The organism is Bilifractor sp. LCP19S3_H10 (assembly GCF_052119185.1).
Lineage (GTDB): Bacteria > Bacillota > Clostridia > Lachnospirales > Lachnospiraceae > Bilifractor.
This window is the reverse complement of record NZ_JBQKFT010000002.1, coordinates 116,045-140,282: the sequence shown is the minus strand read 5'-3', so window position 1 is coordinate 140,282 and position 24,238 is coordinate 116,045. Positions and strand designations below refer to the sequence as shown.

Sequence of the window (24,238 nt, the reverse complement as noted above, 5' to 3'; positions counted from 1 at the left end):
ATCGGATGCACGTTATGCGTAGCGAATTGCCGCATCCCTTTTTTCTGAACATAAGGCAATAACCTGGTCTTTTTTATCTTCATCGGCATATATGGCAAAGGAACATTTTTCCTTTGATTCAGGACTTGCCTGTTTGTACTGTGCCTTATTCACATAGTCACCATATACATCAAGGCCGTTCGTAAAACGTTTTAATATCGCTTTTAGACTTTCTTCGCTATTGTCAACACCGATCCATGCTCTATTAGCTTCAAAGGCAGCAGCCAGAGTTGTACCACTGCCGGCAAAACAATCTAGCACAAGATCGCCGGGATTTGAAGAAGCAGCGACAATCATTTTCAGCATAGACAGGTTTTTCTCTGTTGGGTAACCTGTTGTTTTGTCCGCTTGATTGATGGAATCCCGATAGTTCAGCCAAATATCCTGAATGGGAATCCCTTTGTCAGGATCACAAAACACCTTACGACGTGGATTCCCGGTAGGGCTCCAATATATTTCTCCTGCCTTGTCCATAGCATCTAATTTTTCCGGTGTGTATTGCCAATGTTTGCCGGCAGGCGGCTTCATGCCATGCCATTCTTTACCCGTTTCGCCGTATCGAACACCGGGAGCGTGAACAGGAACTTTTTTATAGCGTTTTCCCGTTTTTTCATCTACGCATGGATACTGTTCAACCATACGATCATAATCCCATGGGTCATACGGCCGATTCCATGTATAGTCCGATGTCTTCGAATAAAACATGATATAGTCAGAAATATTTCCATACGTGTTTTTTGTATAGTTTTTTGTACTGCATTTCTTTCGTGTGATAAAGGCACGACAATTTTCTTCCCCGAATATTTCATCCATGATGATCTTCATATTGAAGGCCATTTTGTGATCCAGATGAAGGTATATCGATCCCGTATCCGATAACAGTTCGCGCATAACCAGTAAACGCTCTCGGAGAAATTCAACATATTCGCCGCCAATAAGCGAATCCTGATAGGCTTGTTTTTGCTTTCGGTTTACAAAAGAGGAATCTGTTGCAAACGGTGGGTCTATATATATCAGATTAATTTTCTCTTTATAGCCGGAATGCAGTAAAAAAAGAAGAACATCAAGATTGTCGCCGTAATAAAAGACATTTCCCTGGGCAGAACCGTTAATATCGGCCGCAAAGGTAAATGATGAATATTTCCTGTTTAATACTTTGGATGTTTCTATTTTACCATCGTATTCAAGGCGAACAGGTATTTTCTTTCTTTTTGGCTTATTCTTTGTTGTGATTCCCGTTGACACTATTCAGCACCTACCAACCAACTTCGGGTTAATCGTTCATCGATCATTCGTAAGGTTAGAACTTTTACTTCGCCGGGATATCTGTCTTCAATGGCTGAATAATCACGCCACATTGTTCCCAAAAGAAGTCCCGGGCCATCATTTATGAAGATGACTTTTGTTTTCAAATTGTGATCATGTACATACGACAGCACCTCATCGGCACAATTTTTGTATCCGCCAGGTCTATCGTCTTCTTGTGATCCGCCTCGATCACTGTCGTATCTCGCCAGACCGACAGCATATATTGTTTTCTTGTCGTTTGACGAGATGACAAAATCAAGAGGTCTTTCTGGGTTTGGATAATCCTGCCATATTTCCGTTGCTTTCACGTCAGATCCAGCACGTTTCGGTCCCCAGATATAAAGATCCGGAAATTTTCCTTGAAGCATATCGAATAATTTTTCCGTGAGATCATATCCTTTTTTCCACGGTCTTTGTATTCCCACAATACAGCACAAATTGCTTCATCCGGTAGCGGACGCGAATCAAATTTTTCTTGAACCTTCTGAATAGGTCTGAACTCTCTGCCGAATTCTTTGCATATTTTTTCTGCCTGTCTTTTTTTCTTTAACATTTCGACGGGCGTTTCAGGAGAAACATATTTTCTGAAAACGCGACAAAGCTGTGTTCTCATCCACGAATTTGGAGTGTCACAAATATTGTAAAATAGAGCAGTGGAACTTTCCGACCGCTTTAATATTTGCGAAAATGTTTCAAGAACCGGCGTATATAATCGGCACGCATCTTGCAAGATATCAGGGTAATATTCTCCAGTGGAAAGCGTGATATAGTTTTGACGTTCTTCCGGTGTATAATCTTTAAATTGTCGCATGAATTACCCCTCTCATTGACCGGAGGCTCAATGGAAGGGATTTCAAACCCTTGATTCAGCATTCGGTTAATTGAAAAATGTTTCCTGACACCTTCGTTGTTCATCGGCAAATGAAACCTCAGCGATTCCAGCACCAGAAGCCCATCCATAAGGCATCTATCCCTCGGCGAATGGAACCTCGGGAATCCTTGGGTCTGACTCTTTTCCATACACAGGCATTGGGTCAGCCGTGGTAACATCTGCTTTAGAAGTATAACTTTTCACAAAAAATACACACTTATTATGCCACAAATATCGGAGATGGGCAATTAGCGGATGCGGATTTTTGTGACCTTTTACAGTGATTTTACAAGGGGTTGCGGTTTCGGAAAGTCGGAATATCTGCCGTTAGATGGGCAAAAGGTGAGGCGCTACAAAAAACACGGCGAGAAAACCCACGGCTTTAACCGTGGGAGGAGGTCAATTGCCCATGCTCGATATCAGTTTCCGAAGCGCCTGTTTTGTCAGATGCGGGTTTTGAAGAGAGATCGAGAGTATTTCTTTATCCTCATCGGTTAACTCATAATCATCAATACCGGAGGCTACAAGATAGGCATCAAGCTCTGCGATGTGCTCCCGCTCAAGCTCAGCGATGCGCTCCCGCTCAAGTGCAGTGATGTGCTCCTGCATGTATTCGAAGTCGATGTCCTCAACCGTGTACTCATGGTCAGGGTCCGGCGATTCGATAACAGGCAGCTCAATTGCAATGTCTTTTAATTTGTTCCACGTCGCCATGTTGTTGTACGAAAATATGGTTGGTAACTTAGACAACGCGCCTTCAAGATACAGCCCGACAAGCTTATTCTTGATGACCGGCCCTGAAAACGAGAAGACATGGTTATGCGTCGCCAGCTTGTACTCAAAATCTCGATAATAAGCATTTCCCCAAAAATCTATCGTGATGGTATTTGGCGGGAACACCCTCGCAGGCCTGTCTGTCTTTCCTTTGATGCCGCGATGATCGATACCGCTGTTGATGAAATAGCATCCCTTGCCATTAATATCCTTTTGCTGCAAATCCACATCACCCTTGGCGCACTTAAACAGCGCTCCGATTGCGAACTTTTTAAACATCAGCACTCACCTCGCCTTTCAGAATCGCATCAACCCTCCATACAAGATAATCGGCAACCGTTTTCTTGAAATCTGCCTCCGTGGGAGTAGTGTCAATCCTCTTATGCTGTCCGAACGTCCAGTCGTTCCCATTCAAGGAAATCGTATCGCGGATAACACGACCGTTTGCCTCAGTGTAATAGCTCGTCTTCGGTTTTTTGCCGAGGCAGATCGCTGCTACCTCGTCATAGCGCTCCAGTGCATGGTCGGTGTTTCGCAGATTGACCTTCTGCGTGGACTTCTTGCGGTTCTGGCGTGTGTAGCCGTCCTCCGAAAAATCGATGAACGTCACGACATCATCCGCTTCGTGCGGACGGTTAACCTGAAACAGATAAATTGCCGTCTGTACGGATGACTTACCATTGAAAAGGTCGCCGGGCATGTGAATGCTCGCAATCAGCGTGTTCTTCTCCAGAATCCGCTTTGCGTACACGTCGCCCTGCCCGCTTCCGGCGTTTTCTTGAATCAAAACGGCTCCGTATCCTGTCTGCATGCGCGACAAAGCCTCATCGACGAAAATCAGCCCCTTGCCCGGAGCCGAAAAGGAAGGATTTAGCAGGAAGACATTCGCCGGGAACGTGTCTTTGTGGCTCTTGATAAACTTCGGTCCTTCTATGTGCGAATCACCGCAGATAATCTGCGAGGAACCGTCTCCCATAAGAATCATATTCAAAACCGCAAGTATGTATATATTACCCAATATCTCACAACCCAGCAGCTGGTTGTGCTTGATGTTTTCAATTTTGCTGTTCAGCGCCTGTGTGTCCTTGATGCGCTTCTTTGCATCTTCAATCATGATTTCCATGGCGGATACGAGAAAACCGGACGAGCCCATACAGGTGTCCCACACGAACGAGTTCATGTCTGTTCGCGTGATTCGAGCCATCAGCGTGGTCACGAAACGAGGCGTCAGTACCACATCGTTAAGCTTGTCGTTCTCGATAGCCACCCAGTCGTTCAGGCTGTTCAGGATCTTTCCCGTGAAATCCAGGTGGATGTTGCTTTCGAGAAGCGGCAGGATATCTTCCTTGACCTGTCTGTAAATGGATTTGATGACGCTTTCGCCGTTCACTGGCTTCCAGAGGTCACGCTTCTCGAACACGGGCTTCAGATAATTCAGTACCATGTCAACCTTGTCGGCTGAACAGTTCTTCTTATGCAGAAACGCCCTCGTCCTGCGCAGAACGGTGTTCCCGTCGTTGTCGTCATGGTCGTCGTTGCTATAAAAATCATCAACTCCCAGCGGTTTCACACCTTCCGTCGTAAGTCCCGCCATGATGAGACCGCAGAACAGATACAGCTTCTCGTTCGTGCCAAGCAGGGTCTTGATGCTTACATCGTCGTAAATCCTCTGATGGATTTTCTTGATGCTCTGCTCCAGCAGCTCCTCCTTGTCACGCTTGAGCTTTTCCTTTTCCGCCTCTGTCAGCGAGAGCTTGTCAAGCTCGGCAAAAAACGTATCAATGTTCGACTGTTTCATCTGCACAAAATCGAAGCCGGCCAGCTCCTTCGGAACCCTGTCATTCTTTTGGGATACATAATAAGCCTTGACTTCCGGATCTTTCACGCAGCCTTCTTCAAGCGTCGTTCCGTTGATGCCGACAATGATGACCTCGCTGTATGTACCTTCATCCAAAATTGCCAGACCGTAATGCAAAGCACCGTTTACAGCGAACTGCTGCACAGCACGGTTTGGGTTCTTGCCGCCGCTTACCAGCTCAATGTCGCCACTGGGCGTCAGCTTTTCCAGCTTTCCCTTCGTTCCTTTTGCCTCAATCATCACAGGAATGTCCCGACGAGTCTTGTTTTGCAAAAGAAGCTGAATATCCGGGTAGTTCACGCCTGAGCCGCCAGATTTGGAATCCGCTTCCCTGAGTGCCTTGGTGATCGAGCTGTTAATCTCCTCAGTTTTGCCGAAATGCCTTATTTCATAGTCATCCAGAAGCGCCTTGAAGTGCTCTTCGACTTTTTCCTCAATACTTTTCGCCATTTATTTCTCCCCTTCTCCAAGATGCTCCTGTACCCACTCGTGGATGATCGCGGCAATCGTTGTCTCGCGCTCCAACGCCATCATCTCGATCTTCTTCTGCCCGGCCTCACAGTCGGCGGTGTATTTTCCGGACATGTTCGCCACGGCTCGGCATCCTTTAATCACTTACACATTTAAATAATTATACATCATCGAGGTGTATTCGTACAGATAGACAAGGCTCTGTCCGATACGGATTACAATGGATGTAGACGCGAAAACAAACAGAAAATCGTGCCGGATGGCGCAGGCTGATACGGGTCGTGGTATCATGGTATGTTTTTCGCAGCTATGAACCCGCGGACAGAGGAAGACCTGCCGGGGCGTGACCGTTAATCATTTTAAATTTTGAAGACAGGAATTCCGGAAAGGTTTTTTCTTGAATGGAAATTGCGGGAAGCAATATTTAATGCTAAAATAACTAGATAAGGAGGGGTTCAATGGAAAAAACAGCAAATCAGCTTGGAAGGGTTTTATACGATACAAGCCGGAATCCGGCACTGGATATGGCGGTTAAGAAAATCCTCTCCCAACGGCCAATCCTGGCATTTATCCTGAAAAACGCGGTATCCGACTTTGAAAAGTTTTCCATGGATGAAATCCAGAAAATGATCGACACGCCGCACATCTCATCCATTGCGGTAGATCCCGGAAGCACCAACGACATGATCACCGGGGAACCAAAGGATTACGGGGAGACCGGGGAAGGTCTTACCATATACGATATCCGGTTCGATGCCGCCATACCAGGAACAGAGGAAGGCGTGACATACGACGTCATGATCGATGTCGAAGCGCAGGCGAACCAGTACAAGCCTTACGACATGGAGACACGTGGTATCGCCTACTGCTGTCGGATGATTTCGGAACAGATGGGCAGGGAGGCCAGGAACAGCCATTACGAAAAGCTGCGGAAGGTATATTCCATCTGGATCTGTATGAACTGTTCGCAGAAAGACGCAAACACGATTTCGGAATACCAGATACAGAAGGTACGGCAGGTCGGAAACTATCCAAAGAATCCGAGAACTGACCTGCTCCGCGTGGTAATGATCCGTCTTCCGAAAGATGAGGAACAGGAGAAAGTACAGAACCAGGCAACCAGAATTACAGAAATGCTGTCCACGCTTTTATCGAAGACAATCAGCCCGGAAGACAAAATACAGGATCTGGAAGAAAACTATGACATACCAGCCACAGAGGCAATCCGTAAGGAGGTGAGCAGTATGTGTAACTACAGCAGCTATATTTTTTCAGAGGGATTAGACAAAGGAATGATTCTTGGCGCAATTGACGCGATGAGAGATGATGGTATTTCTGAAGAAAAGATCCTGCAGCGAATCATGAAGAAATATCAGATCTCAGAAGATGAAGCAAAACGTCTGATGGATAAGAAAAAAGAGCTTGTCTGATTTGCAAAAGCATCTAAAGAATCCACGAACTGATCTCCTCCGTGTGGTAATGATTCGTCTTCCATTATAGAAATGCTGTCCACGCTTTTATCGAAGAAAATCAGTCCGCAAGACAAAATACAGGACCTGGAAGAAAACTATGACATACCAGCCACAGAGGCAATCCGTAAGGAGGTGAGCAGTATGTGTAACTACAGCAGCTATATTTTTTCAGAAGGGGAAAAGAAAGGTCTGGAAGAAGGAATTATTCTTGGCGCAGTTGGCACGATGAGAGACTTCGGTGCTTCTGAAGAAGAGATCTTGCAGCGGATCATGAAGAAACATCAGATCTCGGAAGATGACGCAAAACGTCTGATGGACGAAGCAAAAGAGCTTGCCTGATTCGCAAAAGCATCCAAATAGGCTGCCGCACTGTTTTTTCGTGTGGCAGCCTTTTGGGGTGTGATGCCTTATTTCGTCACTCGACGGTATTCGTCAAAATCGATATCTACCAGAGTCACAATACTTTTTCCATCCGAAGCAAAGGTTCCTTTTGACGGATCTATCTTTTCAACCGGCGAAGCGCTCGGAATTTCTTCTCCGGCATCCTGCATCGATATTCCTGTTACACCGATGGCATCTCTTGCCATGGATATTGCATCGTTGTAATCTTTACCCTCTGTTAAAATATCCAAATCCGGAACCTCAACAAGCATGCCGCCGTTGTTGGTTTGCGTGATGATTGTTGGATAAGCATCTTTCATAATCAATCCCTCTTCATGCGTTCCACTTTGTAAGCATAGCCTGAGCAAGTTTTTCGTTAATCTCTTTGTGCCGCGGAATTTTGCGGACAGACTGATCGTCGGTTTGGGCACGATATTGCAAGGTGTCAATCTGTATAAGCGATTTGATCGTTCCATCAGGCACATCAAGCATATCCTGTGGTGATGGCGGATTAATTGTATCTCCATGATCCTCCGCAACCACAAGCCAGCCGCTGGCAGCGTCTGTAATCTGATCAATGGCATCGCTGAGGCTGTTTCCGGTTGTTATACATCCCGGAAGATCAGGGACACGGGCAAAAAACCTTTTACCGTCATCAGAGGGGGTAAAGGTTGCAGTGTAAATATATTTCATCGATAGCCCTTCTTTCAAAGTAGAATGCCTTATTTTTCTTGATTGTGTTTAACGGAGCATTATCGCTCTTCTTCGCGTTGCCTTACTCTTTCCCCAATGAGAACTTTCGCCCTCTGCTGTACGCCCATCCACTGCTCTTCTGTTATTTCTTCCGGATGTTGCATCGTGCGGATCGCGTTCAGGTTGAGCCGCCCAGCATACGGAAGCGACTGAATGGCAGCTTGTTTTAAGGACATGTTGTGTTCGGTGGTTTGTGCTACGATCCTTGCGTCTTCGGAAAAGGCGTGGTCGTGATCGAACAGCGGGTGCAAATCTCCCAGTTTTCCTGTGTCTGCATCGATGTAAAAGCCCCAGTTTTCTCCGTGCCGGTCTGCATTGCCCAGCAGATAATCGCAAACCTGCATTTCGTGGTATTTGGGGTTTCGTTTGATCTGTGTATATGGATTTACGTGTTCGTCATCACAATGCTCTTCGTAATCATACCAGGTGACAATGGATCTTTGTTCGCTTGTGATTATAGGGCATTTCACCAATTTTTCGTTCCTTTCGTATATTTTTCGAATTTGTTCTTCCTCTGCCTTTTGACGGAGCTCGTTTGAAGCATCCAGGTAAGGCACATGGTCTGCTCCGATTGCATCCAGAATTTTCGATGCTGCCACTTCTTTTTTTCCAATCTTGTACAGCCATAATTTTTGATCCGCATTGCGATACCATGCTTTTGCAGAAAGCCCGGCTGTTGATGGCTCCGGTGTGTGAATATGTCCGTGGAACATCTGCTTCTTGCCAAACAAGCTTGTTTCCGCTACCTCCTCGGATATATCTGCCCGATACAAGCTTACATATTCCCAACTGATATTTTCTGCTTCCTGCCGGATCCAGTAGCAATCCGACAATGACGCGAAATGCATGGATGCTGCGGCGGCATATGTGTTGGACCGCGGTAATCGAAACCCGTCCATGATTCTTGCTGCATTTGAACGGCCCATACTCATAATGCGTGTCTCAATCCATCCATGATAGATGCGGTCAAAATCCACCTCCGGGGTACGAATAGCAAGAGGAAGCAAATCCGGACGCAATACTTCCACATAAAATCCTGTGATTTTTGCAACAGGAATATCTTTACTCATGAGATATTGTGCCTTCGTGTAATTTGTCATGGAAATTCCCCCTGATCATGACAATATTATCGCATATTTTGTTACACGCGTGCAATTATTTGTCCTCGCTTGTTGTGACGAACCGCTTAATTGTGACACCTTTATATGCACATAACTGATGAAGTATCTCTGCAAGGTCTTGCTTGTATTGATTGTAAATGATTTTTCGCCTATACTTTGATGTGAACACGATATGGTGCTTGCACAGCCATTTGGTATGCGCAGGGCTATTCGCCTGATTCGATATGAGATCACCTCTTTCTTTTAAATAGTGGCTTGGACACCTCTATTATAGAAAGAGTTGATCTCAATTGTATAAATATTTGACTCTTACCCACATTGATATATTTTGAGGAGGTGCATAAAATGTGTGACGTTGCTGAACGCCTCGAAAACAGAGGTAAAGAAATTGGAATGGCTAAGGGCAGGGAAATTGGAATAAAGATGGGGCAATCCAAAGGAACATTGCTGGCCATCTACCGTTATACCGCCGCTGGCTATCTGCCGCTTGATGTGGCTGTGAAAGAAGCTTCTGAGTACGGTATTAAGGACGAGGATGACTTTTTGACAAAAGCCATGCAAGCTGGTTATAAAATCAAAAAGAAATAACGCTTTAAATAGAAACCGTCCCTTCGGGGAAACTTCAGACTAAGGAGAGCAAATGCATGAATACAACAGTCGGTAAAATCCCACGAAAGAAAACAGCAAAAGACATTATTGCCGAATTCTATCATAGGCCGTATACAGAAGTACTGGCTATGGCGAATTCTGGTCAAATCGAGCAGGATGCCGAATTAGACTGGGGGGAAGATGTTGGAAACGAGGTGCTGGAATGATTTCATGATATCTTCGACGCGCTCAGGTCGCCACCAGCCTCGGCGATGACGTCCTTCCGGATATAACATTTTGCTTCGAGTTCATCGACGGAATGAGCGTCAAGCCCGTGGATTATCTGTATGTTTTCTTCTACAAGATTCCAGAATTCCGGCCAATAATGTCTTTTCTTGCGTTTGGACTCCTCGTTCTGTTCCAGTGGAATGCCATAAGCTTGTGCGGTATTTATGATTTCAAGGGCAGTTGTTTCCATTTCTGATGTCCATTGCTTGCACCGGCGGAAAATCCGGTCAGGATGAGCCACGAAGTCAAAGTATCCTGCCGTCATGCCCTGAACCATGGCGTCTCCGAGGGCTTTGTATTCGTTTTCTGTCAGCCATGTTTTGTCCATGGAAAAAGAGTATTGAGATGGCTTCAATTCTGCCATGTGCTGTCCCAGGAGCAGAAATTCAATCCCGGAATTTGCCTTCAATTCCCTGTAATATCCGCTACAGTTGAATGATGGAAAGTATTCGGCTTCCAGCCCGACATGTATGTTTATTTTTCCTTCGTACCGCTTTTTCAGGGATTGCAGAGTATCGATATATTCCGGAAGCTGGAAATACCGCATGCGGTTTCCAAATGGGTCTCCCGGGAACGGAGCGTGGTCAGAAAACCATATGTCGGAAGCACCAAGCTGTAGTGCGCGGGTTACATATACCTCGTCAGGCACGTTTTCAGCATGGCCGCATCGGTAAGTATGGACGTGGAACAGATGTTTACCGCTCATCATAATCCTCCCTGCCCATGTCTTTTATCCTGTCGGAGAGGATTTCTATTTTCCTTTGCATGAAATCACGCTCATATTCCTTGAGCCGGCTATCCCATCCCGGAAGGTCAAGCTCTTTCCGAAGGGCCGCAGAAGCATGGTCGTCGCTTTCCCGGTCTGAAGAGAATAAGATTGCCAAGTCTCTCGTCTGCACCGTGATATGGTCGAAGCAGCCAGTTTTCTCAATAGTATCGAGACTGTCCGGGATTTGGTGCACGGTATTGTTGTAAATATCTATCGGTACGAGGCGGGGAATCTGCCCGTGTTCTTTCTGCATTTCAGCCCGCGCAAGGGTAGACTTCCAGGCGAGTTCAGCGTTGCAGGCAACGACAACAAGTTCGGCAGAATACCCTTTCACCTTCAGCTCCTGACAGGTCCTGATTGGCACCTGTGGGTTGCGGAGCGTGCCTTCGATAATAAGGTTATACCCATCATTGCTCAGGTCGGAGATAAGCGTCTCAACCATCTGGTTCGAAAATTTCTGGGTGCGTTCCGCATAATGTTCCGGGTCAGACTTCAGAATCCCCTGAATCATAGGATGGAATCGCCTGTATTCATCCCCGTTGATTGCGGCGTAACTAACAAGATCGTCCCTACTCTGATAGAAAGAAGATTTTCCGGCACCAGGCTGTCCGCCGAGGATGATCGTACATTTGCGGCTTTCCGGCACAATGCCCGCGGTAACTGTTTCTTTAACCTCCGAATAAGCCTCCCTAAATTGCTGTTGAGTATAATCGTTTTCTTCGAAATTGAACATTAAGCGAACACCTCCGCCCGTATTTTCGCCGCGTGGGCTTTTCGCAGGTAATTGTCTACTTCTGTCTGTGTGTAGCTAACCGTGCCAAACCGGATATTCTTTATTAGCAAGCTGAGATTGGCATAATAGCCAGACAACTCTTTGTCATGCCGTGTAAGTGGATGTTGACGGAAAAGAGTGGTGTATTCGGCAAGGACGTCGTCAATTTTCTCAATGTAAATTTCGTTCAAAAGCTCTCTCCGTATCTCGGGAGAAACATACGTTTTATTATTTGCTGACATTTTGATATCCTCCATGGCAATTATTTGCCGACTGTCGTGTTCGTCAACTGTCGCTCGTCCTCTTCCCTTGCATATTTGTTATCTCTTTCATCCTGCAAAAGTCTACCCAATGGGTCATCTGCGCAGATCTTAAGAAGATCCTTGTCAAAACCGACCGCGTGCAGGACTTTGAGGTAAATCCCTATGGAAACCGAGGGATTCCCTCTTTCGACCGCCCATACAGATCGTCGGCTGATTCCGGCGCGTTCCGCGACAAGGTTGACCGATATCTTCCTTCTCTGTCGTACCATACGGATTTGATATCCTACCTGTTCTAGTATCTTTTTCTGCTGCGGCAGCAGAACTGCTCCCCTATGTCCTTCCAATGCCATGATGCCATCCTCCGTGTTCAACATCGATTGTATTTTATAAATCACATTATAACATTTATGTGATTTATAAGCAACGCTACATGACAAAAGTAAGAGAAGGAAATGTATTGTCCCGAACAGGCCGTCTGTCCCCGTCCCGGACGCGAGCTATTGCTTTTCCAGCTTTTCGTACCGGATGATCTTTTCGATCATTTCCGGTACGTATACCGGAGGTTTTCTCCTCCCTTGCTCCCAATCGTGGACTGTCCGGAGCGGGATGTCGAAGTACTCCGAGAACATGCGCTGAGACATCCCTGTTTTTTCTCGCAGCTCCCGTATTCTGGCGCTCACCGTTCATCCTCCGAAAGGTTACGGTCATCCCCCTTGCTCGGAACCGTGTGTCTTTCTTTTGCAGTATCCCCGATTACCGGGTCCGTTCCTACTGTCCGGATGTCGTTCCAGCCTTCCCGCCTTGACGGGGGATGGTTGTGCAGCCTGGCTGCCATGTTCTGCAACTGTCCCGGAGGGAGGTCCGAATTTGCTTTTTCCGGGTTTTGGTACAATACGACAAGTTCTTTTTGTACTTTTCTTCCTTCCGGTATACAGGACAGGACGGCGTTTCTTGTCTCCTCGTCCAGGTTTGTCGCAACATATACCACGCTTTTTCCGGCTGACAGAGCGTTCCTGATTTTTTCGTACGCGATGTCGAAAATGATCTGCTGGTCCATTTCCGGATAATTTTTTCTGATATCATTCGTTCGAACGAATTCGCAGAGGGGAATTTTTTTCGCAATCTCCCGTCCCTTTTCTTCCTTCCCCGAACCCGGTATTCCTGCCAGGACAACCAGCCGTTGTCTGTTTTTCAGATATTTCTCCGCGGCTTCGATGTATGGTCGGTATTCCTCCGGGAGCCTGTCAACAGGTATTTGCCTTGCATCAACTTCCGCCTCAATTTTGTCCGTCAAGAAGTCAATGTACAAGGATGGATGGTCCGGATTTTCCGGTTCGATACAAATAAACTGTGTTTCCTCATCTTCGGATACACTGATCAGGAAACCATCCCTGTCTGCCAGGCCTTCCAGCTCCGGATAGGCTTCCTCCAGCCTTTTGTGTGCTTCTTCTGCTCTTTCCTGTTTTTCCAGATGCAGCTCCGGCACGAAAACGTCTTTTGTATACAGTACTTCCTTTGACAGCACGGCATCAATCTGACGATTGATCATGGATTTCATCTGGCCGATTCGCTCTTTTGTGAACCTGTCGTCGCCTTCAAAGCAGAATGAAAAGTCTTTCAAGTCTTTCAACTTGTCCGCAATCCTGTCGGTTAACATCTTCTGCCCGATACGCGTGAAATCCTCCCCGATTTTCGGACCGTATTCGAGAAGTTTGTCGCCAATATGCTCAAATTCCGAATCAACAACATAGGGGAGAAATGCCAGGTTGAAGTCGAAGACTGGGGCCATCCGGAGCGGTGTTACGGTGTCATTATCAATCAGAAGCCCGAAATTTCCGAAATGTCTGTCCTGGTTGAACGTAATGGCATCGCAGACGACCATTTCACGGAAGCGTTCTTCTGAATCGTCCGGAAACTGTGACATGTAGTCCAGGATGTCCGCGACTGATTTTTTATCCGGGGCGGCGGCAGACATGGGCACGTAGCCATATTTTTCATTCGTGAACAGACGGCACCGACTTGTCGGGATCCTGTGCAGCCTCACCAGATCATAATGAACAGCATTTTTGCATATCCTGGAGGCGATTTCGCTCGTCATAACTTCTCCATAAGGTTCCAGGCCCCCATTCCCCGCATGGCTGTGACCCCGCTTATACAGATAAATCCCGTCTTTTTCTTTTTTCACGCATTTCGGGAAGGATCCGTCCATCACAAGTTCCGGGGATGTAGACGAAAGGTCGATGTCCGCGATGCCGAGACCGTAAAAAGCCAGTCTCGAAATGGTTTCGTTAAACTCGTTCCTGTACAACGAAACGTCATCCCAACTTACGTCGTCACCAGCCCTCTTTACCCAAAAGGTATCATTCACCGATGCCGCATGCGTAACATCAATGAATCCGGACAGCGTATCACATCCGCACTGCTTCATCAGGTCCTGCAGGTGCTGGTTATGCTTCGAAGCCTTTCGATTTTCAATCCATGAGGTGGGCGACTGCAATCCCAAGGGCAGTTTTCCGCTGATTTTGGTGAACTGGACCGCCTCTGTTTCGGGGTCCAGCAGTCCGGTCGCGACAAGGGAGTCTTTGTTCAGGAAAAGGATTTCTTCCGGTTCTTTTTTTCCTTTGTTTGTATTATACATTTCTTTTTTCCTCCTCCCGTTCTTTTGTTTTTTAGTATACGGCATTGCCGTATTTACGTCAAGCGCCCGTTGCCGCTTGTATGCTTCTCCACTTTTAACATATTTTCGGGATCCTGCACTTCTGGAATCGGCCGCTACGTTTTCCTGGTAGCCCTGTTTTTCCCGAAAGGCGAAAAGTACCGCCACGACATTTCTATCATGGCGGTATCTTGGAATTCCGGTGTTGTTTTTACCTTTCCAGTTCCCCTTCACCACAGGAGAGAGGTCTACTGGCTCCTTCTGAAGCAGTTATTCTTCGGCTCCTTCTGGATTGTGGCAGTTCAGCAAATATTCCGAGAAAGTCGCTGTCGGAAGCAATCGGCGTTTTCGAATCATATCCGACCAGATAGTGTTGCCCTCCGCTTCTGAAATAATTTCTGCTTCCATAGCTTCAATCAGGATATCACCGGTCGTGATATGTGAGATATCATATTTCTCCACATAGGGGAGGATATCACGCAGATTATTACTGGCCAGCGTTCCATTCCTCTGTTTCGCCATAGCAATTCCAGCGGCCTCACCCCTGCCGATAATTCTCATTCCTGATTCAGGCGTCGTTGTCATCTGCAGGTAATCTTTGTATTCCACAGAACCTACCTCCATACTCTCAACGGAAAGATCCCCATTATTCTTCAATATATCGACTCGCGCCAGAAGATGAGGAACTCTCTGAAGCTCATTATAGACTTGTGTAGGCAAAACAATTCTTCCTGCATATAGCCGTGCCAAAATGCTCTCCTCTCGAACCCAAAGAAAGGCGGAGAGGCAATCGGTATCAAAGAAATACTTCTCAGTCAATTGCTTCTCCTTCCTGATCTTCTTCATTCAATCCGAATGCGATATCATCGCGGAAGGCATCAAGTAACAGTTCATCGATCTTCCCAAAAGATACCAGGTCTTTTTGCCGCAGCTCTTCTACCTGCTTCAGATAATACCCATACGTTCTTTTCTGCATTTCAACAGGTGTCGGTTTATATAGCTTATCATCATATCCGAGAAGTCTTGCTGCAGACATAACTCCGGAGCTGTAATCTTCAAGCTTATCACGGGAAAGATAGCCTTCTGAGACTAGCCGCCAAAACATTGCCAGATGACTCATCCCAAAATATTGCTCAAGTGCAATAACATTCCGCATGGATACTTGGTTTTCACCAGCCACTTTTTTTATTGCTGCTCTCAAAGACTTGTATGGTGCGAGAAAGTAGGAGGCAAACTGATCCGCACACTTCTCATTCTCACTTTTGGGGTCAAGCTTTTTTGAGCAGACATTAAAGCCAGATTCGTCATCGTAATACAGATGGTACAACTCATGAGCAAGCGAAAACCGCTGACGACCATATGACATAGTCGAATTAATTGCTATCAATTTTATCTCATTATCTCGGACACACATTCCACTGATGTTTGCTCCGAGAGGATAAAATACGAGTGTAAGTCCATCAATCTGATTTGCAAGAGAAAAAATATCAACCGGTGAATTGGCATCTTCTCCAAGCAATTCTCTCAGTTCCTGTGCTTTTGTGTTAAGATCCAGTTTATCCAACGTGCTTCTCCTCCAGTGCTTTCGCCATGAATCTGCTATTAATTACAATCTTTCCTATATCAGCAATGATGCGCAAATCTTCCTGGCTAACATCCTGTGCTCTAAAAGCAAATTGGATTGGATGGGGCTCCTCTACCATATCCGCAAATTCAGCGAGACTATATCCGTAGAGATTCACAACACTTTCCAACTGATCAACAGTGAGGTTTCTCTCTCCGGTCTCAACTTTTGATATGAAAGTTTGAGTCACTCCCAGATAGTCCGCAATCTGTCCCTGCCGCAGACCTGCTTTCTCTCTCATCATTTTAAGTTTTTTATAAATTGTAGCCATGGCAAATCCTCCTCTCTCCTCCTGTGAGTATTATACACTCCCTGTGTCATATTTTCAATCTATTTCTCGTCATAATTATGACTCGATACTTAATTCTCGTCCTTTTACAAATAGAACGGCGAGAAAGCCCACGGTTTTAACCGTGGGAGGAATCGCCATACTTTTTGTAAAATCAATCATATCGTGTTCTCCATTCGCAAATATTCACGTCTCAAATAATCCGCCTGTTGTCTCGATATGCAGCAATCGTTTTCAGCGGCATTGATGTCCGCGTTTAATTCGCACCATTTGGCATCCCACAACATATCTTTTCCGCCATTGTCGATGATCTGCCAGCTGTGTTTCATGGCACACAAGGACTTTTCAAGATAAGGTGGAAGCCCCTTCTCAAGATATGATTGGTCTTTCGGTAATCCTGTTTGTTCGTCATACCTGCATGCGTCCATTAAATCCTCCATCCTGCATCCAAGCGCCTTTGCAATGCGGTAAACCGTTCCGACATTACATCCCGCAATATTGCTTTTCCCTGTGCAGATATCGATCACGGTGGTTTTCGGGACACCGCTGATTTTTGCCAGACGGTACATCGACATATTTTTTTCGTTTAATAGCTCTTTTATCAACATCATGATCCCCCCCCCTTTGAGAAGATCATATCGGTTGTCCGACCTAATGTCAATATCCAAGCATGGCCCTCCTGTCCGGGAAGGCGGCTATATTCCCTTGTTGACAGTGAAAGCTTCGTGTATGGATGCACCATACACGAAGCTCTTTTTTTAAACGGTTTGTCTACAGGTTCTATACTAAATATATGTCTGTTTTTTTATTTGATAATTTTTTTTTGACGTGTCCTTGTTCATAGTCAGAATCCGAACATATTCCTGTTTTCTCTGCAAAAAAACCGCCAAGGCTTTCCTGCCCTGGCGGTATTGCTCATGGTTCTATATTATTATCACTTTCCGTTCTTTTCAGGATTGGGGTCTGTCCTGTCTTGGAATCCACGAATTCGAACGGCGGAACGGCCTCGAAATGCGCGACCATCGTAATTCCGACGTTATGTCCGTATTTCCCAGCTCCGCGCATGTCCAGCCGGTAAATTTCTCATTCGTCAGTCGCGGGTTTTCAAAATACAGTCCTCCGTGTGCCGGATACACGACTGTTTTCTTGTTCGCCAGAGAAACGGTTCCCGGCATGTCAATTTCCGCATCACTGTCTTTCTGCAGTTTATACGTGATGGGATAGCTGTGATACCTCCATCGGGCGATTATCCTTGCGGAAATCGACCGGGGCTTCCCAACCTCACATACCGGAACCCGAAGGCCCGTATATGCTCAGTTCTCCTGCCTTATGGCAGAAGACTTCTTTGAGCGGGACTTCCATTGCCTGCGGATACGGCATCCGGAGGTTCCCCATTCCGCAGAACAGTTCGCGTCCGAATGTTAACAACAGGCAGGTGCGGGTGTATCGCCGCAGCCGGCAGGAACTTTTGCCTTGCCAGCCACACCGTTCTTTTAGTGCCGGATGTGCCGCCATTTCTGACGGAGAGCGAACCCTTATCCGGTTTTTATATAGTAACGGGTTTTGCCTACGAGTGATTTATGAAATCAGGCTGCAGCTTCCTTGTGCTGGACCTGGTTTCTAACCTCATACAGGGTGCTCAGCGTTCTCTGCGGAGTAGCCGGTATTTCCAGATTCGGATATACCTTCTTCCACTCCCGCAGGAAGAATCTTGCACCGATATTGTAGCTTGCGGACAAATCACAGTTGTACTGTTTTCCGTTTGCGAAGGTACAGATGCTGTGATTGTGTTTGTCCCGCGTGACTTTGTCGGAACCATCAAACGCAAGTTTTGATGTTCCCCAAGCGCAGACGCGGGAAATCCGCATACCATCACGATGCGCCATTGTTTCGACACGATGCTGTACATCACAGGCTCTCCAGTGATGGATGCGGGAAGCAAGTCTTCCGCTCACATGACCTGTTTTGTCCAGATGCTCGAATACAATGCAGTCCACACTGTATAATTCCGCCACAGCCATGATAGCTTTAGCGGTACATATGGACAGTTCACGGTTCGCGTACCGAACAAAACGATAAATGGATTTCGGATGCCTTTTGCAGCGCTGGTACTTGCGTACACGGTTCAGGATGTGACAGAGACGGTCTTCTTCAGCCCGCGCGTGAAGAACTCCCCGCGCATGGACAGTACCATCTGCCGTCATCACCGACCATGTGGCCGCCGCATTAATTCCGAGATCCACCGCAAGGATGCGGTAGGACAGTTTGTCTTCGTCTGATACCAGTTCCCGCTTATCCTCAAAACAGAAGCGGATCCGGTATTCCCCGCGTACCTTCTCTACTGTCGGGGAGAGCATCGTGTGATGCTCTGCCGTATGCGCAAGATACCGCGCATCGGAAGGCTTTAAAAGGAAAGTGTACCATTCCCAGGTTTTGCCGTTATACAGTTTGAGTAGAATCTGACCGCGTTTCAGATCTTCTGTCTTTCGTTCCGACTTGTAAAACGTGAGCTGATACCGGGACGGAAGCCCAAGCGTTGGTTCTGCTCCTCGTTCGGACGGCTTTAACGCCTCCCAGTTCTTATGATTCGACATGTAGGAGCTGACTTTGCCAAGTGCGTCGTTAAGAACGGCACGGCGTATACCGAGTGGAAGCTTGTGAAAGCGTATATCGAACTCTGGATACTGTGCATCATGATGCTTCGTCGTATGGATTAGAGCTTCTGCTGCTGATTTGCGTTCCAGACTCTTTAATGGTTTCAACTCATCCCAGTGTTCCAGAAATACGCCGCAGCAGAACTTTAAAGCCGAAAGACACAGCTGCGCGGTACAGTTCATCAGATCACTCGAAACGGGGCCGCACAGGTTATTATCCGACAGCTGTCCGCGGATAAACACGGTATAAGATGTATGGATTTTCATCTCTTTCGACATAGCGGCCTCCTTTCGATAAATGTATTGACCTTAAGCATATGGCCCTATCAGTTTTCCCTACACCTTATATATGGACGAAATCGCAAAAAAAATTTATTTTTTGCGCGAAAAAATGCGACACGTAAAGCGTTCATCATTCGATTTTGCGAAAGACATGCAGAAATGATCCAAGAACGCAAAAAAGCCGCCAAGGCTTTCCTGCCCTGGCGGTATTGTTCATAGTTGTATACTGTTGTTACTTTCCGTTTTTGTCCGGGAATGTTAGGTTGCGATAATCGCTGTCCTGATATTCATGCGTATCATCGTTATCATGGATATCGATATCGTGGTACTGATCCTCGTAGATATAGCCTGGCGAGGATTCAACCTCTTCTACTCGGAATTTACCTTGATTCTGCTCTGTCTCGTTGAGGATTGGTGTCTGCCCTGTCTTGGAATCCACGAATTCAAACGGCGGAACGGCCTCGAAATGCGCGACCATTGTAATTCCGACATTATCGTTTTTATCTGCCTTCGCTTGATACCACGTCTTGATCTGATCAGAGGAAATGGTTAGATCCTTCGTCTTTTCTGTATTTCCCAGCTCTGCGCATGTCCAGCCAGTGAATTTCTCATTGACCAGCCGCGGGTTTTCAAAATACAGTCCTCCGTGTGCCGGATATACGACTGTTTTTTTGTTCGCCAGAGAAACGGTTCCCGGCATGTCTGTTTCTGTGTCACTGTCTTTTTGCAGTTTGTATGTGATGGGATAGCTGTTAATTTTCCATATCGCATACAACGTTCCTCCATTTCCCGGCGCTGGATTGGCGGTGATTTCAGCTTCATCAGCAAATTGCGCTGCTGTCGCATTCTTGTCAATATTCCATCCGGTAAACTGGTAGCCGTATGTCGCGTATGTGTTTTTTGTAAGCTTCGCGGACTGTCTGTACTGGATGGTCTGGTCTGCCATGCTTCCGGATACTCTTGCCGGATTGCCATCAGCGCCCTGCGGCGCGTTGGAATCAAAATGAATCGTATACTGCCAGTGCGCAACCAGCGTTACATTGCCCGCGTGCTCCCAGTAGCCATGATACCAGAGGCTGGCATCAGTGTAAGTTTCACTGTTGTTATCTACTCTGTCACCATTTTCATTATAGACCTGATGCTCCTTGCCGTCCGTGTCCGTGTAGTAATAACCAAGGAAGCGATAACCCTGTTTCGTTGGCAAATTGATTGCGCCGTTATTGTCTGTGGAACCAGCAGTTACACCGATCTTTGTGGTAGCGCTCTCGCCGCCGTCGGTGTCAAGCGTTATCGTATAAGTGTGAGGGATCAGCTGAATGCCTTCGCCGATATTTCGGATTCGTATCGTACTTCCGGTATAGCCTGTCGACGCTCCGTTTTTCGCGATCACTTTGTCCTGTCTGGTACCGCCTTTCAAGTACCATTTGGTCTGCGTTGTCTGATCCCAAAATACAACATCACAATTCGCGTAACCATCCAGATAGTATTCCACATCGAACAGTTTTGCAAAATCGCCTGTCAGATTCAACCTTAGTCCTTCCAAGGGTCTGGAATTTGCTACTGTTCCGGCATAGTTTGCTTCATCTACTGAATATAAGTCCGTGTATTGATCGTACCCTGTTTTTTCACTTTCCCAGAAGCCGGCACGATATATTCTTGTATTTTGGTTTTCGTAGTTGCCCCCGCCAACCTCGCCCCGGTAGGAAACACCGCCGCTTACATTGTCCAGCGCGTTTTTATTCAGTCGGAAGGAGATGGCCTGCAGGTAGGGAGAATGCTGCGTGCCCGAATCACCGATGAACTCGTGTGTTGCCATGGCAGCACCACTGACAGCCTCTGTTGTTTTCCAGCCTTCGACACCATGATGAGTCGCCATAGTTATGGAAGGTGACTTATCGTTTGGAAGCCAGTTGGCGAATAAGGTTACACTTGATGCGGTGTTAAACCAGGTATAATGGATCCAGTTATAGCTTGTGGCATCGTTTACTCTCCAGTAGCCGTCTGACGGGTCACCTACCATGCCATTTCGGCCATCTTTTCCGATCACGATGCCATAGACCTTTTTCCCGGTACCGTTTTTTCCCGTATAATATCCGTCAAACGTATACCCGTCTTTTACAGGTATTGGCAGTACGCACATATTAGTTTTGTCATAACATAAATTCAGCTTATTATCTGATTCTGAAAGCTGAGTTGTTCCGCCCTGCGCGTCAAAGGTAACGGTTGTTTTCTCTGGCACCCAGTGCGCATACAGCGTCAGCGATCCGCCGTTTATCTGCCACTCACAGGCTGTTGTTCCAGTCTGCTTCCAATATCCGTATGCCGGGTATGCAATCATATAGATTTTACTGCGTTCGTCGATGTCTGGCGTCTTTGGATTATCTTTTGCGCCGGCGTCGCTTGGATCAATACCTGTTCCGTATACTTTGTTCCCTGTGCCGTTCTTCCCCGTATAATATCCTTCGAACTTATAGCCAACCTTGGTCGGCACTTCCTGCGTATAGTACACGCCGCTTTTGTACTCAAGATAGATCTCGTTATCTGTAACATTTTTGTTCCCAGAAGAGCTTTTATAACTGAAATGGTTTGTTCCGCCCTGCGGATCAAATGTCACGTGCGTATAGACGGCTGCTTCTGCCTTTACCGGATGAAACAGGATCAGACCTGCTATGGCAAAGCAGATGAGTACCAGTAATCGAAGAATCCCTCCCCGCATGATGTCTTCTTTTCGTCTTCTCATTAAAACTCTCCTTTCTTTTTCTGATTCGACATGTGCAGACTCATATTGAATATATGTCTGTTTTTTGTTTAATTTTTTTCTTTTTAACGTGCCCTTGTTGGTGGTCAGAATCCAGAAATGTTCCTGCTTTCTCTGCAAAAAAACCGCCAAGGCTTTTCGCCCTGACAGTATTGCTCATAGTTGTATACTGTTGTCACTTTCCGTTCTTTTCAGGAAATGTTAGGTTGCGATAATCGCTGTCCTGATACTCGTGCGTATCATCGTTATCATGGATATCGATATCGTGGTACTGATCCTCGTAGATATAGCCAGGCGAGGACTCGACCTCTTCTACTCGGAATTTACCTTGATTCTTTTCCGTCTCATTCAAAATCGGTGTCTGTCCTGTCTTGGAATCCACGAATTCGAACGGCGGAACGGCCTCGAAATGCGCGACCAGCGTAATTCCGACGTTATCATGCTTATCTTTCTTTGCTTCGTACCATGTCTTGATCTGATCTGAGGAAATGGTTAGATCCTTTGTCTTGTCCGTACTTCCCAGCTCCGCGCATGTCCAGCCAGTGAATTTCTCATTGGTAAGTCGCGGATTTTCAAAATACAATCCTCCGTGTGCCGGATATACGACTGTTTTCTTGTTCGCCAGAGAAACGGTTCCCGGCATATCTGTTTCCGCGTCACTGTCTTTCTGCAGTTTGTATGTGATCGGATAGTTGTTGATTTTCCATATCGCATACAACGTTACGGTATCGCCGTTATTTGGCGTTGGGTTGGAAAGAATCGTTGCGCCGTCCGCATACTGAGCATTCACATCTGTTTTGTTTGTACTCCATCCGGCGAATGTGTAGCCGTATATGGAATAGGTATTGGACGGAAGCTTCTGTCCCTGTTGATAATGACAAACGAGAGGGTTTGCTGCTGACGGCATTCCGGTGTTGACAATATCGCCTACTGTTGAGACAGAATCAAGATTCGGATCGAAGACAACATTGTACTTCCATTGTGCATACAGCGTAATGTCATGGAGGTACGTCCATTGCCACGGTTTTGTTCCGTTGCCGTTTTCGTATACTCCGTAATTGTTGAATCCCCATGCTGTCCCGCTTCCATCTGCCTTCTCGTTCCAACCGTTAAAATCATACCCCGTCTTTGAGAACGCGTTCTGCCGGGTTACAAATTCCGCATCATAGGTTGCCGTCTGATCGTTCATGAATCCGTCAGTAGCACCGTTTCCATCATATTTAACTGTATAAGTGTTGGGGTGGAATCCCGTGACATTTATAGCCGTGTCCGTTGTTATCGTAGCTTTATATTCTGACGGTCCATCGTAATGATAACCGGGATCCGGTTTAATGTCTTTTATGACGATTTGCGTGTTATAATTTTGTCTCTCATGGTAATCCCGTACATCATTCCTTATCTGTTTCCCGTTGGCCCACACATCGACGGTTCCATGCAGGATTTTTCCGTAGTCGTGAGAACCATCTTGAAGATCGAAATCAGGGTTTATCTGATATTTGACATAAATCTGATTATTCACGTTGAAATAGGTAAAATTTTCCTTCTGATTTGTATTACCTACATCATTTTTTGAAAATCCGAATCCGATCACCCTGTATCCTGAACGCGCGAAAGAGTAGATACGCGTATCGGACGGATACGTTTCATGTATTCCATCGGATTTAAGTACAAGTTTCCACCCGTAGGCGGTGCCTGAATCTAGGTTGACTGTTTTTGTCTCGTTTAAATTTCCAGTCAAATGAACAGTAACCGACTGTACCGCATGTTTTTGCGATGTATTATTCGGCGGAGGGTTATATTGGACCAGGGTGTTTCCATAGCCATCTTGAATATAGACTGAATTATTCGTCCCTGCTGTTTTATATTTGACAGCGGTATTGTATTGATAACCACCTCTATTCCAATAATAGCCCAAACTACTATTCCAACCGTCTTGTTGTCCTTTGATGCATGGACTAATTACGAATGTGCCTTCCTGTGAATAATTGGTAATGTATTTTTGTTCTCCGCCTACTTGAATATATTGATAACTGTTATTGCGGTTAAAAAACAGCGTTAATTCATGTGTTCCTTCCTCCCAGCGGAAAGTGAACGGTGCCGGATTTGTCGCCGCTTCTGCCTTCACCGGACGAAACAGGATGAGACCTGCTATGGCAAAGCAGACGAGTACCAGCAATCGAAGGATCCCTCCTCGCATGATATCTTCTTTTCGTCTTCTCATCAAAGATCCTCCTTTTTTTTTGATTC

General features: G+C 46.3%; 28 protein-coding genes. 4 read left to right on the top strand and 24 right to left on the bottom strand.

The window, feature by feature from the left end; all coding sequences use genetic code 11:
• Positions 1–12 precede the first annotated feature (12 nt).
• From ACTQZS_RS02425 to ACTQZS_RS02400, 6 genes are all read right to left on the bottom strand, one after another.
• On the bottom strand, positions 13–1,284 hold the full coding sequence (locus ACTQZS_RS02425; RefSeq protein WP_441474417.1) for a site-specific DNA-methyltransferase: 1,272 nt from the start codon (positions 1,282–1,284) through the stop codon (positions 13–15).
• Complete coding sequence (locus ACTQZS_RS02420; RefSeq protein ID WP_441474416.1) at positions 1,284–1,655, bottom strand: hypothetical protein; 372 nt, start codon at positions 1,653–1,655, stop codon at positions 1,284–1,286. The genes ACTQZS_RS02425 and ACTQZS_RS02420 overlap by 1 nt, the downstream gene beginning before the upstream one ends.
• Positions 1,652–2,158 (bottom strand): hypothetical protein, encoded by a 507-nt coding sequence (locus ACTQZS_RS02415; RefSeq protein ID WP_441474415.1) that lies wholly within the window; start codon positions 2,156–2,158, stop codon positions 1,652–1,654. Before ACTQZS_RS02415 ends, ACTQZS_RS02420 begins: the two co-directional genes overlap by 4 nt.
• A 459-nt stretch (positions 2,159–2,617) precedes the next feature.
• Positions 2,618–3,271 (bottom strand): restriction endonuclease subunit S, encoded by a 654-nt coding sequence (locus tag ACTQZS_RS02410; RefSeq protein WP_441474414.1) that lies wholly within the window; start codon positions 3,269–3,271, stop codon positions 2,618–2,620.
• On the bottom strand, positions 3,264–5,300 hold the full coding sequence (locus ACTQZS_RS02405) for an N-6 DNA methylase (RefSeq protein ID WP_441474413.1): 2,037 nt from the start codon (positions 5,298–5,300) through the stop codon (positions 3,264–3,266). The genes ACTQZS_RS02410 and ACTQZS_RS02405 overlap by 8 nt, the downstream gene beginning before the upstream one ends.
• Positions 5,301–5,444 carry a hypothetical protein gene (locus ACTQZS_RS02400; RefSeq protein WP_441474412.1) on the bottom strand — a complete coding sequence of 48 codons (144 nt, stop codon included), beginning with the start codon at positions 5,442–5,444 and terminating at the stop codon, positions 5,301–5,303.
• A 335-nt stretch (positions 5,445–5,779) separates the two neighbouring features.
• Here ACTQZS_RS02400 and ACTQZS_RS02395 point away from each other — a divergent pair, with 335 nt between their 5' ends.
• On the top strand, positions 5,780–6,751 hold the full coding sequence (locus tag ACTQZS_RS02395) for a PD-(D/E)XK nuclease family transposase (RefSeq protein WP_441474411.1): 972 nt from the start codon (positions 5,780–5,782) through the stop codon (positions 6,749–6,751).
• Between the two features lie 183 nt (positions 6,752–6,934).
• A complete protein-coding gene (locus ACTQZS_RS02390; RefSeq protein WP_441474410.1) occupies positions 6,935–7,132 on the top strand; it encodes a hypothetical protein in 198 nt (65 codons plus the stop codon).
• 68 nt (positions 7,133–7,200) lie between these two features.
• Here ACTQZS_RS02390 and ACTQZS_RS02385 read toward each other — a convergent pair whose 3' ends face one another.
• The 4 genes from ACTQZS_RS02385 to ACTQZS_RS02370 all read right to left on the bottom strand — a co-directional run bounded on the left by ACTQZS_RS02385 (position 7,201) and on the right by ACTQZS_RS02370 (position 9,274).
• Positions 7,201–7,494 (bottom strand): type II toxin-antitoxin system HicB family antitoxin, encoded by a 294-nt coding sequence (locus ACTQZS_RS02385; RefSeq protein ID WP_441474409.1) that lies wholly within the window; start codon positions 7,492–7,494, stop codon positions 7,201–7,203.
• 13 nt (positions 7,495–7,507) lie between these two features.
• Entirely contained in the window at positions 7,508–7,867 is a 360-nt protein-coding gene (locus tag ACTQZS_RS02380) for a type II toxin-antitoxin system HicB family antitoxin (RefSeq protein ID WP_441474408.1), read from the bottom strand.
• Between the two features lie 59 nt (positions 7,868–7,926).
• The gene (locus tag ACTQZS_RS02375) at positions 7,927–8,997 is read right to left on the bottom strand and encodes a hypothetical protein (RefSeq protein WP_441474407.1); all 1,071 of its coding nucleotides are present in this window, start codon (positions 8,995–8,997) and stop codon (positions 7,927–7,929) included.
• 85 nt (positions 8,998–9,082) lie between these two features.
• Positions 9,083–9,274, bottom strand: a complete 192-nt coding sequence (locus tag ACTQZS_RS02370) for a transposase (RefSeq protein ID WP_441474557.1) — start codon at positions 9,272–9,274, stop codon at positions 9,083–9,085.
• Between the two features lie 119 nt (positions 9,275–9,393).
• Between ACTQZS_RS02370 and ACTQZS_RS02365 the strand changes: the two genes are divergently transcribed.
• Together ACTQZS_RS02365 and ACTQZS_RS02360 are read left to right on the top strand one after the other, a co-directional pair.
• On the top strand, positions 9,394–9,636 hold the full coding sequence (locus tag ACTQZS_RS02365; RefSeq protein WP_441474406.1) for a hypothetical protein: 243 nt from the start codon (positions 9,394–9,396) through the stop codon (positions 9,634–9,636).
• Positions 9,637–9,692: 56 nt separating this feature from the next.
• Positions 9,693–9,863, top strand: a complete 171-nt coding sequence (locus tag ACTQZS_RS02360; protein ID WP_441474405.1) for a hypothetical protein — start codon at positions 9,693–9,695, stop codon at positions 9,861–9,863.
• 2 nt (positions 9,864–9,865) lie between these two features.
• Here the strand turns inward: ACTQZS_RS02360 and ACTQZS_RS02355 are convergent, their stop codons facing one another.
• The 14 genes from ACTQZS_RS02355 to ACTQZS_RS02290 form a co-directional block, all read right to left on the bottom strand.
• Positions 9,866–10,633, bottom strand: a complete 768-nt coding sequence (locus ACTQZS_RS02355) for a PHP domain-containing protein (protein WP_441474404.1) — start codon at positions 10,631–10,633, stop codon at positions 9,866–9,868.
• Positions 10,620–11,426: a zeta toxin family protein gene (locus ACTQZS_RS02350; RefSeq protein WP_441474403.1), complete on the bottom strand. Its 807-nt coding sequence runs from the start codon at positions 11,424–11,426 to the stop codon at positions 10,620–10,622. The genes ACTQZS_RS02355 and ACTQZS_RS02350 overlap by 14 nt, the downstream gene beginning before the upstream one ends.
• Complete coding sequence (locus tag ACTQZS_RS02345; RefSeq protein ID WP_441474402.1) at positions 11,426–11,707, bottom strand: hypothetical protein; 282 nt, start codon at positions 11,705–11,707, stop codon at positions 11,426–11,428. Before ACTQZS_RS02345 ends, ACTQZS_RS02350 begins: the two co-directional genes overlap by 1 nt.
• Positions 11,708–11,727: 20 nt before the next feature.
• On the bottom strand, positions 11,728–12,078 hold the full coding sequence (locus tag ACTQZS_RS02340; RefSeq protein WP_441474401.1) for a helix-turn-helix domain-containing protein: 351 nt from the start codon (positions 12,076–12,078) through the stop codon (positions 11,728–11,730).
• A gap of 147 nt (positions 12,079–12,225) precedes the next feature.
• Entirely contained in the window at positions 12,226–12,408 is a 183-nt protein-coding gene (locus tag ACTQZS_RS02335; protein ID WP_441474400.1) for a helix-turn-helix domain-containing protein, read from the bottom strand.
• Positions 12,405–14,366, bottom strand: a complete 1,962-nt coding sequence (locus ACTQZS_RS02330; RefSeq protein WP_441474399.1) for an AAA family ATPase — start codon at positions 14,364–14,366, stop codon at positions 12,405–12,407. Before ACTQZS_RS02330 ends, ACTQZS_RS02335 begins: the two co-directional genes overlap by 4 nt.
• 288 nt (positions 14,367–14,654) lie before the next feature.
• Positions 14,655–15,104 (bottom strand): hypothetical protein, encoded by a 450-nt coding sequence (locus ACTQZS_RS02325; protein WP_441474398.1) that lies wholly within the window; start codon positions 15,102–15,104, stop codon positions 14,655–14,657.
• A gap of 91 nt (positions 15,105–15,195) precedes the next feature.
• The gene (locus ACTQZS_RS02320) at positions 15,196–15,948 is read right to left on the bottom strand and encodes an ImmA/IrrE family metallo-endopeptidase (protein WP_441474397.1); all 753 of its coding nucleotides are present in this window, start codon (positions 15,946–15,948) and stop codon (positions 15,196–15,198) included.
• Positions 15,941–16,279, bottom strand: coding sequence for a helix-turn-helix domain-containing protein (locus tag ACTQZS_RS02315; RefSeq protein WP_441474396.1), 339 nt, complete (start codon positions 16,277–16,279; stop codon positions 15,941–15,943). Before ACTQZS_RS02315 ends, ACTQZS_RS02320 begins: the two co-directional genes overlap by 8 nt.
• Positions 16,280–16,455: 176 nt before the next feature.
• Positions 16,456–16,908 carry a helix-turn-helix transcriptional regulator gene (locus ACTQZS_RS02310; protein WP_441474395.1) on the bottom strand — a complete coding sequence of 151 codons (453 nt, stop codon included), beginning with the start codon at positions 16,906–16,908 and terminating at the stop codon, positions 16,456–16,458.
• A 975-nt stretch (positions 16,909–17,883) separates the two neighbouring features.
• Positions 17,884–19,230 (bottom strand): IS200/IS605 family accessory protein TnpB-related protein, encoded by a 1,347-nt coding sequence (locus tag ACTQZS_RS02305; protein WP_441474394.1) that lies wholly within the window; start codon positions 19,228–19,230, stop codon positions 17,884–17,886.
• A gap of 235 nt (positions 19,231–19,465) precedes the next feature.
• Entirely contained in the window at positions 19,466–21,973 is a 2,508-nt protein-coding gene (locus ACTQZS_RS02300) for an InlB B-repeat-containing protein (protein ID WP_441474393.1), read from the bottom strand.
• Positions 21,974–22,013: 40 nt separating this feature from the next.
• Positions 22,014–22,151, bottom strand: coding sequence for a hypothetical protein (locus ACTQZS_RS02295; RefSeq protein ID WP_441474392.1), 138 nt, complete (start codon positions 22,149–22,151; stop codon positions 22,014–22,016).
• Between the two features lie 15 nt (positions 22,152–22,166).
• Positions 22,167–24,212 carry an InlB B-repeat-containing protein gene (locus tag ACTQZS_RS02290; protein WP_441474391.1) on the bottom strand — a complete coding sequence of 682 codons (2,046 nt, stop codon included), beginning with the start codon at positions 24,210–24,212 and terminating at the stop codon, positions 22,167–22,169.
• Positions 24,213–24,238 lie beyond the last annotated feature (26 nt).

Excerpts from the sequence above, each read along its gene's own strand:
- ACTQZS_RS02310 (WP_441474395.1), bottom strand. The coding sequence starts at position 16,908 with ATGATGTTGATAAAAGAGCTATTAAACGAAAAAAATATGTCGATGTAC.
- ACTQZS_RS02290 (WP_441474391.1), bottom strand. The coding sequence starts at position 24,212 with ATGAGAAGACGAAAAGAAGATATCATGCGAGGAGGGATCCTTCGATTG.
- ACTQZS_RS02315 (WP_441474396.1), bottom strand. The coding sequence starts at position 16,279 with ATGGCTACAATTTATAAAAAACTTAAAATGATGAGAGAGAAAGCAGGT.
- ACTQZS_RS02390 (WP_441474410.1), top strand. The coding sequence starts at position 6,935 with ATGTGTAACTACAGCAGCTATATTTTTTCAGAAGGGGAAAAGAAAGGT.
- ACTQZS_RS02380 (WP_441474408.1), bottom strand. The coding sequence starts at position 7,867 with ATGAAATATATTTACACTGCAACCTTTACCCCCTCTGATGACGGTAAA.
- ACTQZS_RS02340 (WP_441474401.1), bottom strand. The coding sequence starts at position 12,078 with ATGGCATTGGAAGGACATAGGGGAGCAGTTCTGCTGCCGCAGCAGAAA.
- ACTQZS_RS02360 (WP_441474405.1), top strand. The coding sequence starts at position 9,693 with ATGAATACAACAGTCGGTAAAATCCCACGAAAGAAAACAGCAAAAGAC.
- ACTQZS_RS02305 (WP_441474394.1), bottom strand. The coding sequence starts at position 19,230 with ATGTCGAAAGAGATGAAAATCCATACATCTTATACCGTGTTTATCCGC.
- ACTQZS_RS02410 (WP_441474414.1), bottom strand. The coding sequence starts at position 3,271 with ATGTTTAAAAAGTTCGCAATCGGAGCGCTGTTTAAGTGCGCCAAGGGT.
- ACTQZS_RS02405 (WP_441474413.1), bottom strand. The coding sequence starts at position 5,300 with ATGGCGAAAAGTATTGAGGAAAAAGTCGAAGAGCACTTCAAGGCGCTT.
- ACTQZS_RS02355 (WP_441474404.1), bottom strand. The coding sequence starts at position 10,633 with ATGATGAGCGGTAAACATCTGTTCCACGTCCATACTTACCGATGCGGC.
- ACTQZS_RS02415 (WP_441474415.1), bottom strand. The coding sequence starts at position 2,158 with ATGCGACAATTTAAAGATTATACACCGGAAGAACGTCAAAACTATATC.
- ACTQZS_RS02375 (WP_441474407.1), bottom strand. The coding sequence starts at position 8,997 with ATGAGTAAAGATATTCCTGTTGCAAAAATCACAGGATTTTATGTGGAA.
- ACTQZS_RS02295 (WP_441474392.1), bottom strand. The coding sequence starts at position 22,151 with ATGAGCAATACTGTCAGGGCGAAAAGCCTTGGCGGTTTTTTTGCAGAG.
- ACTQZS_RS02385 (WP_441474409.1), bottom strand. The coding sequence starts at position 7,494 with ATGAAAGATGCTTATCCAACAATCATCACGCAAACCAACAACGGCGGC.
- ACTQZS_RS02345 (WP_441474402.1), bottom strand. The coding sequence starts at position 11,707 with ATGTCAGCAAATAATAAAACGTATGTTTCTCCCGAGATACGGAGAGAG.
- ACTQZS_RS02395 (WP_441474411.1), top strand. The coding sequence starts at position 5,780 with ATGGAAAAAACAGCAAATCAGCTTGGAAGGGTTTTATACGATACAAGC.
- ACTQZS_RS02300 (WP_441474393.1), bottom strand. The coding sequence starts at position 21,973 with ATGAGAAGACGAAAAGAAGACATCATGCGGGGAGGGATTCTTCGATTA.
- ACTQZS_RS02330 (WP_441474399.1), bottom strand. The coding sequence starts at position 14,366 with ATGTATAATACAAACAAAGGAAAAAAAGAACCGGAAGAAATCCTTTTC.
- ACTQZS_RS02365 (WP_441474406.1), top strand. The coding sequence starts at position 9,394 with ATGTGTGACGTTGCTGAACGCCTCGAAAACAGAGGTAAAGAAATTGGA.
- ACTQZS_RS02350 (WP_441474403.1), bottom strand. The coding sequence starts at position 11,426 with ATGTTCAATTTCGAAGAAAACGATTATACTCAACAGCAATTTAGGGAG.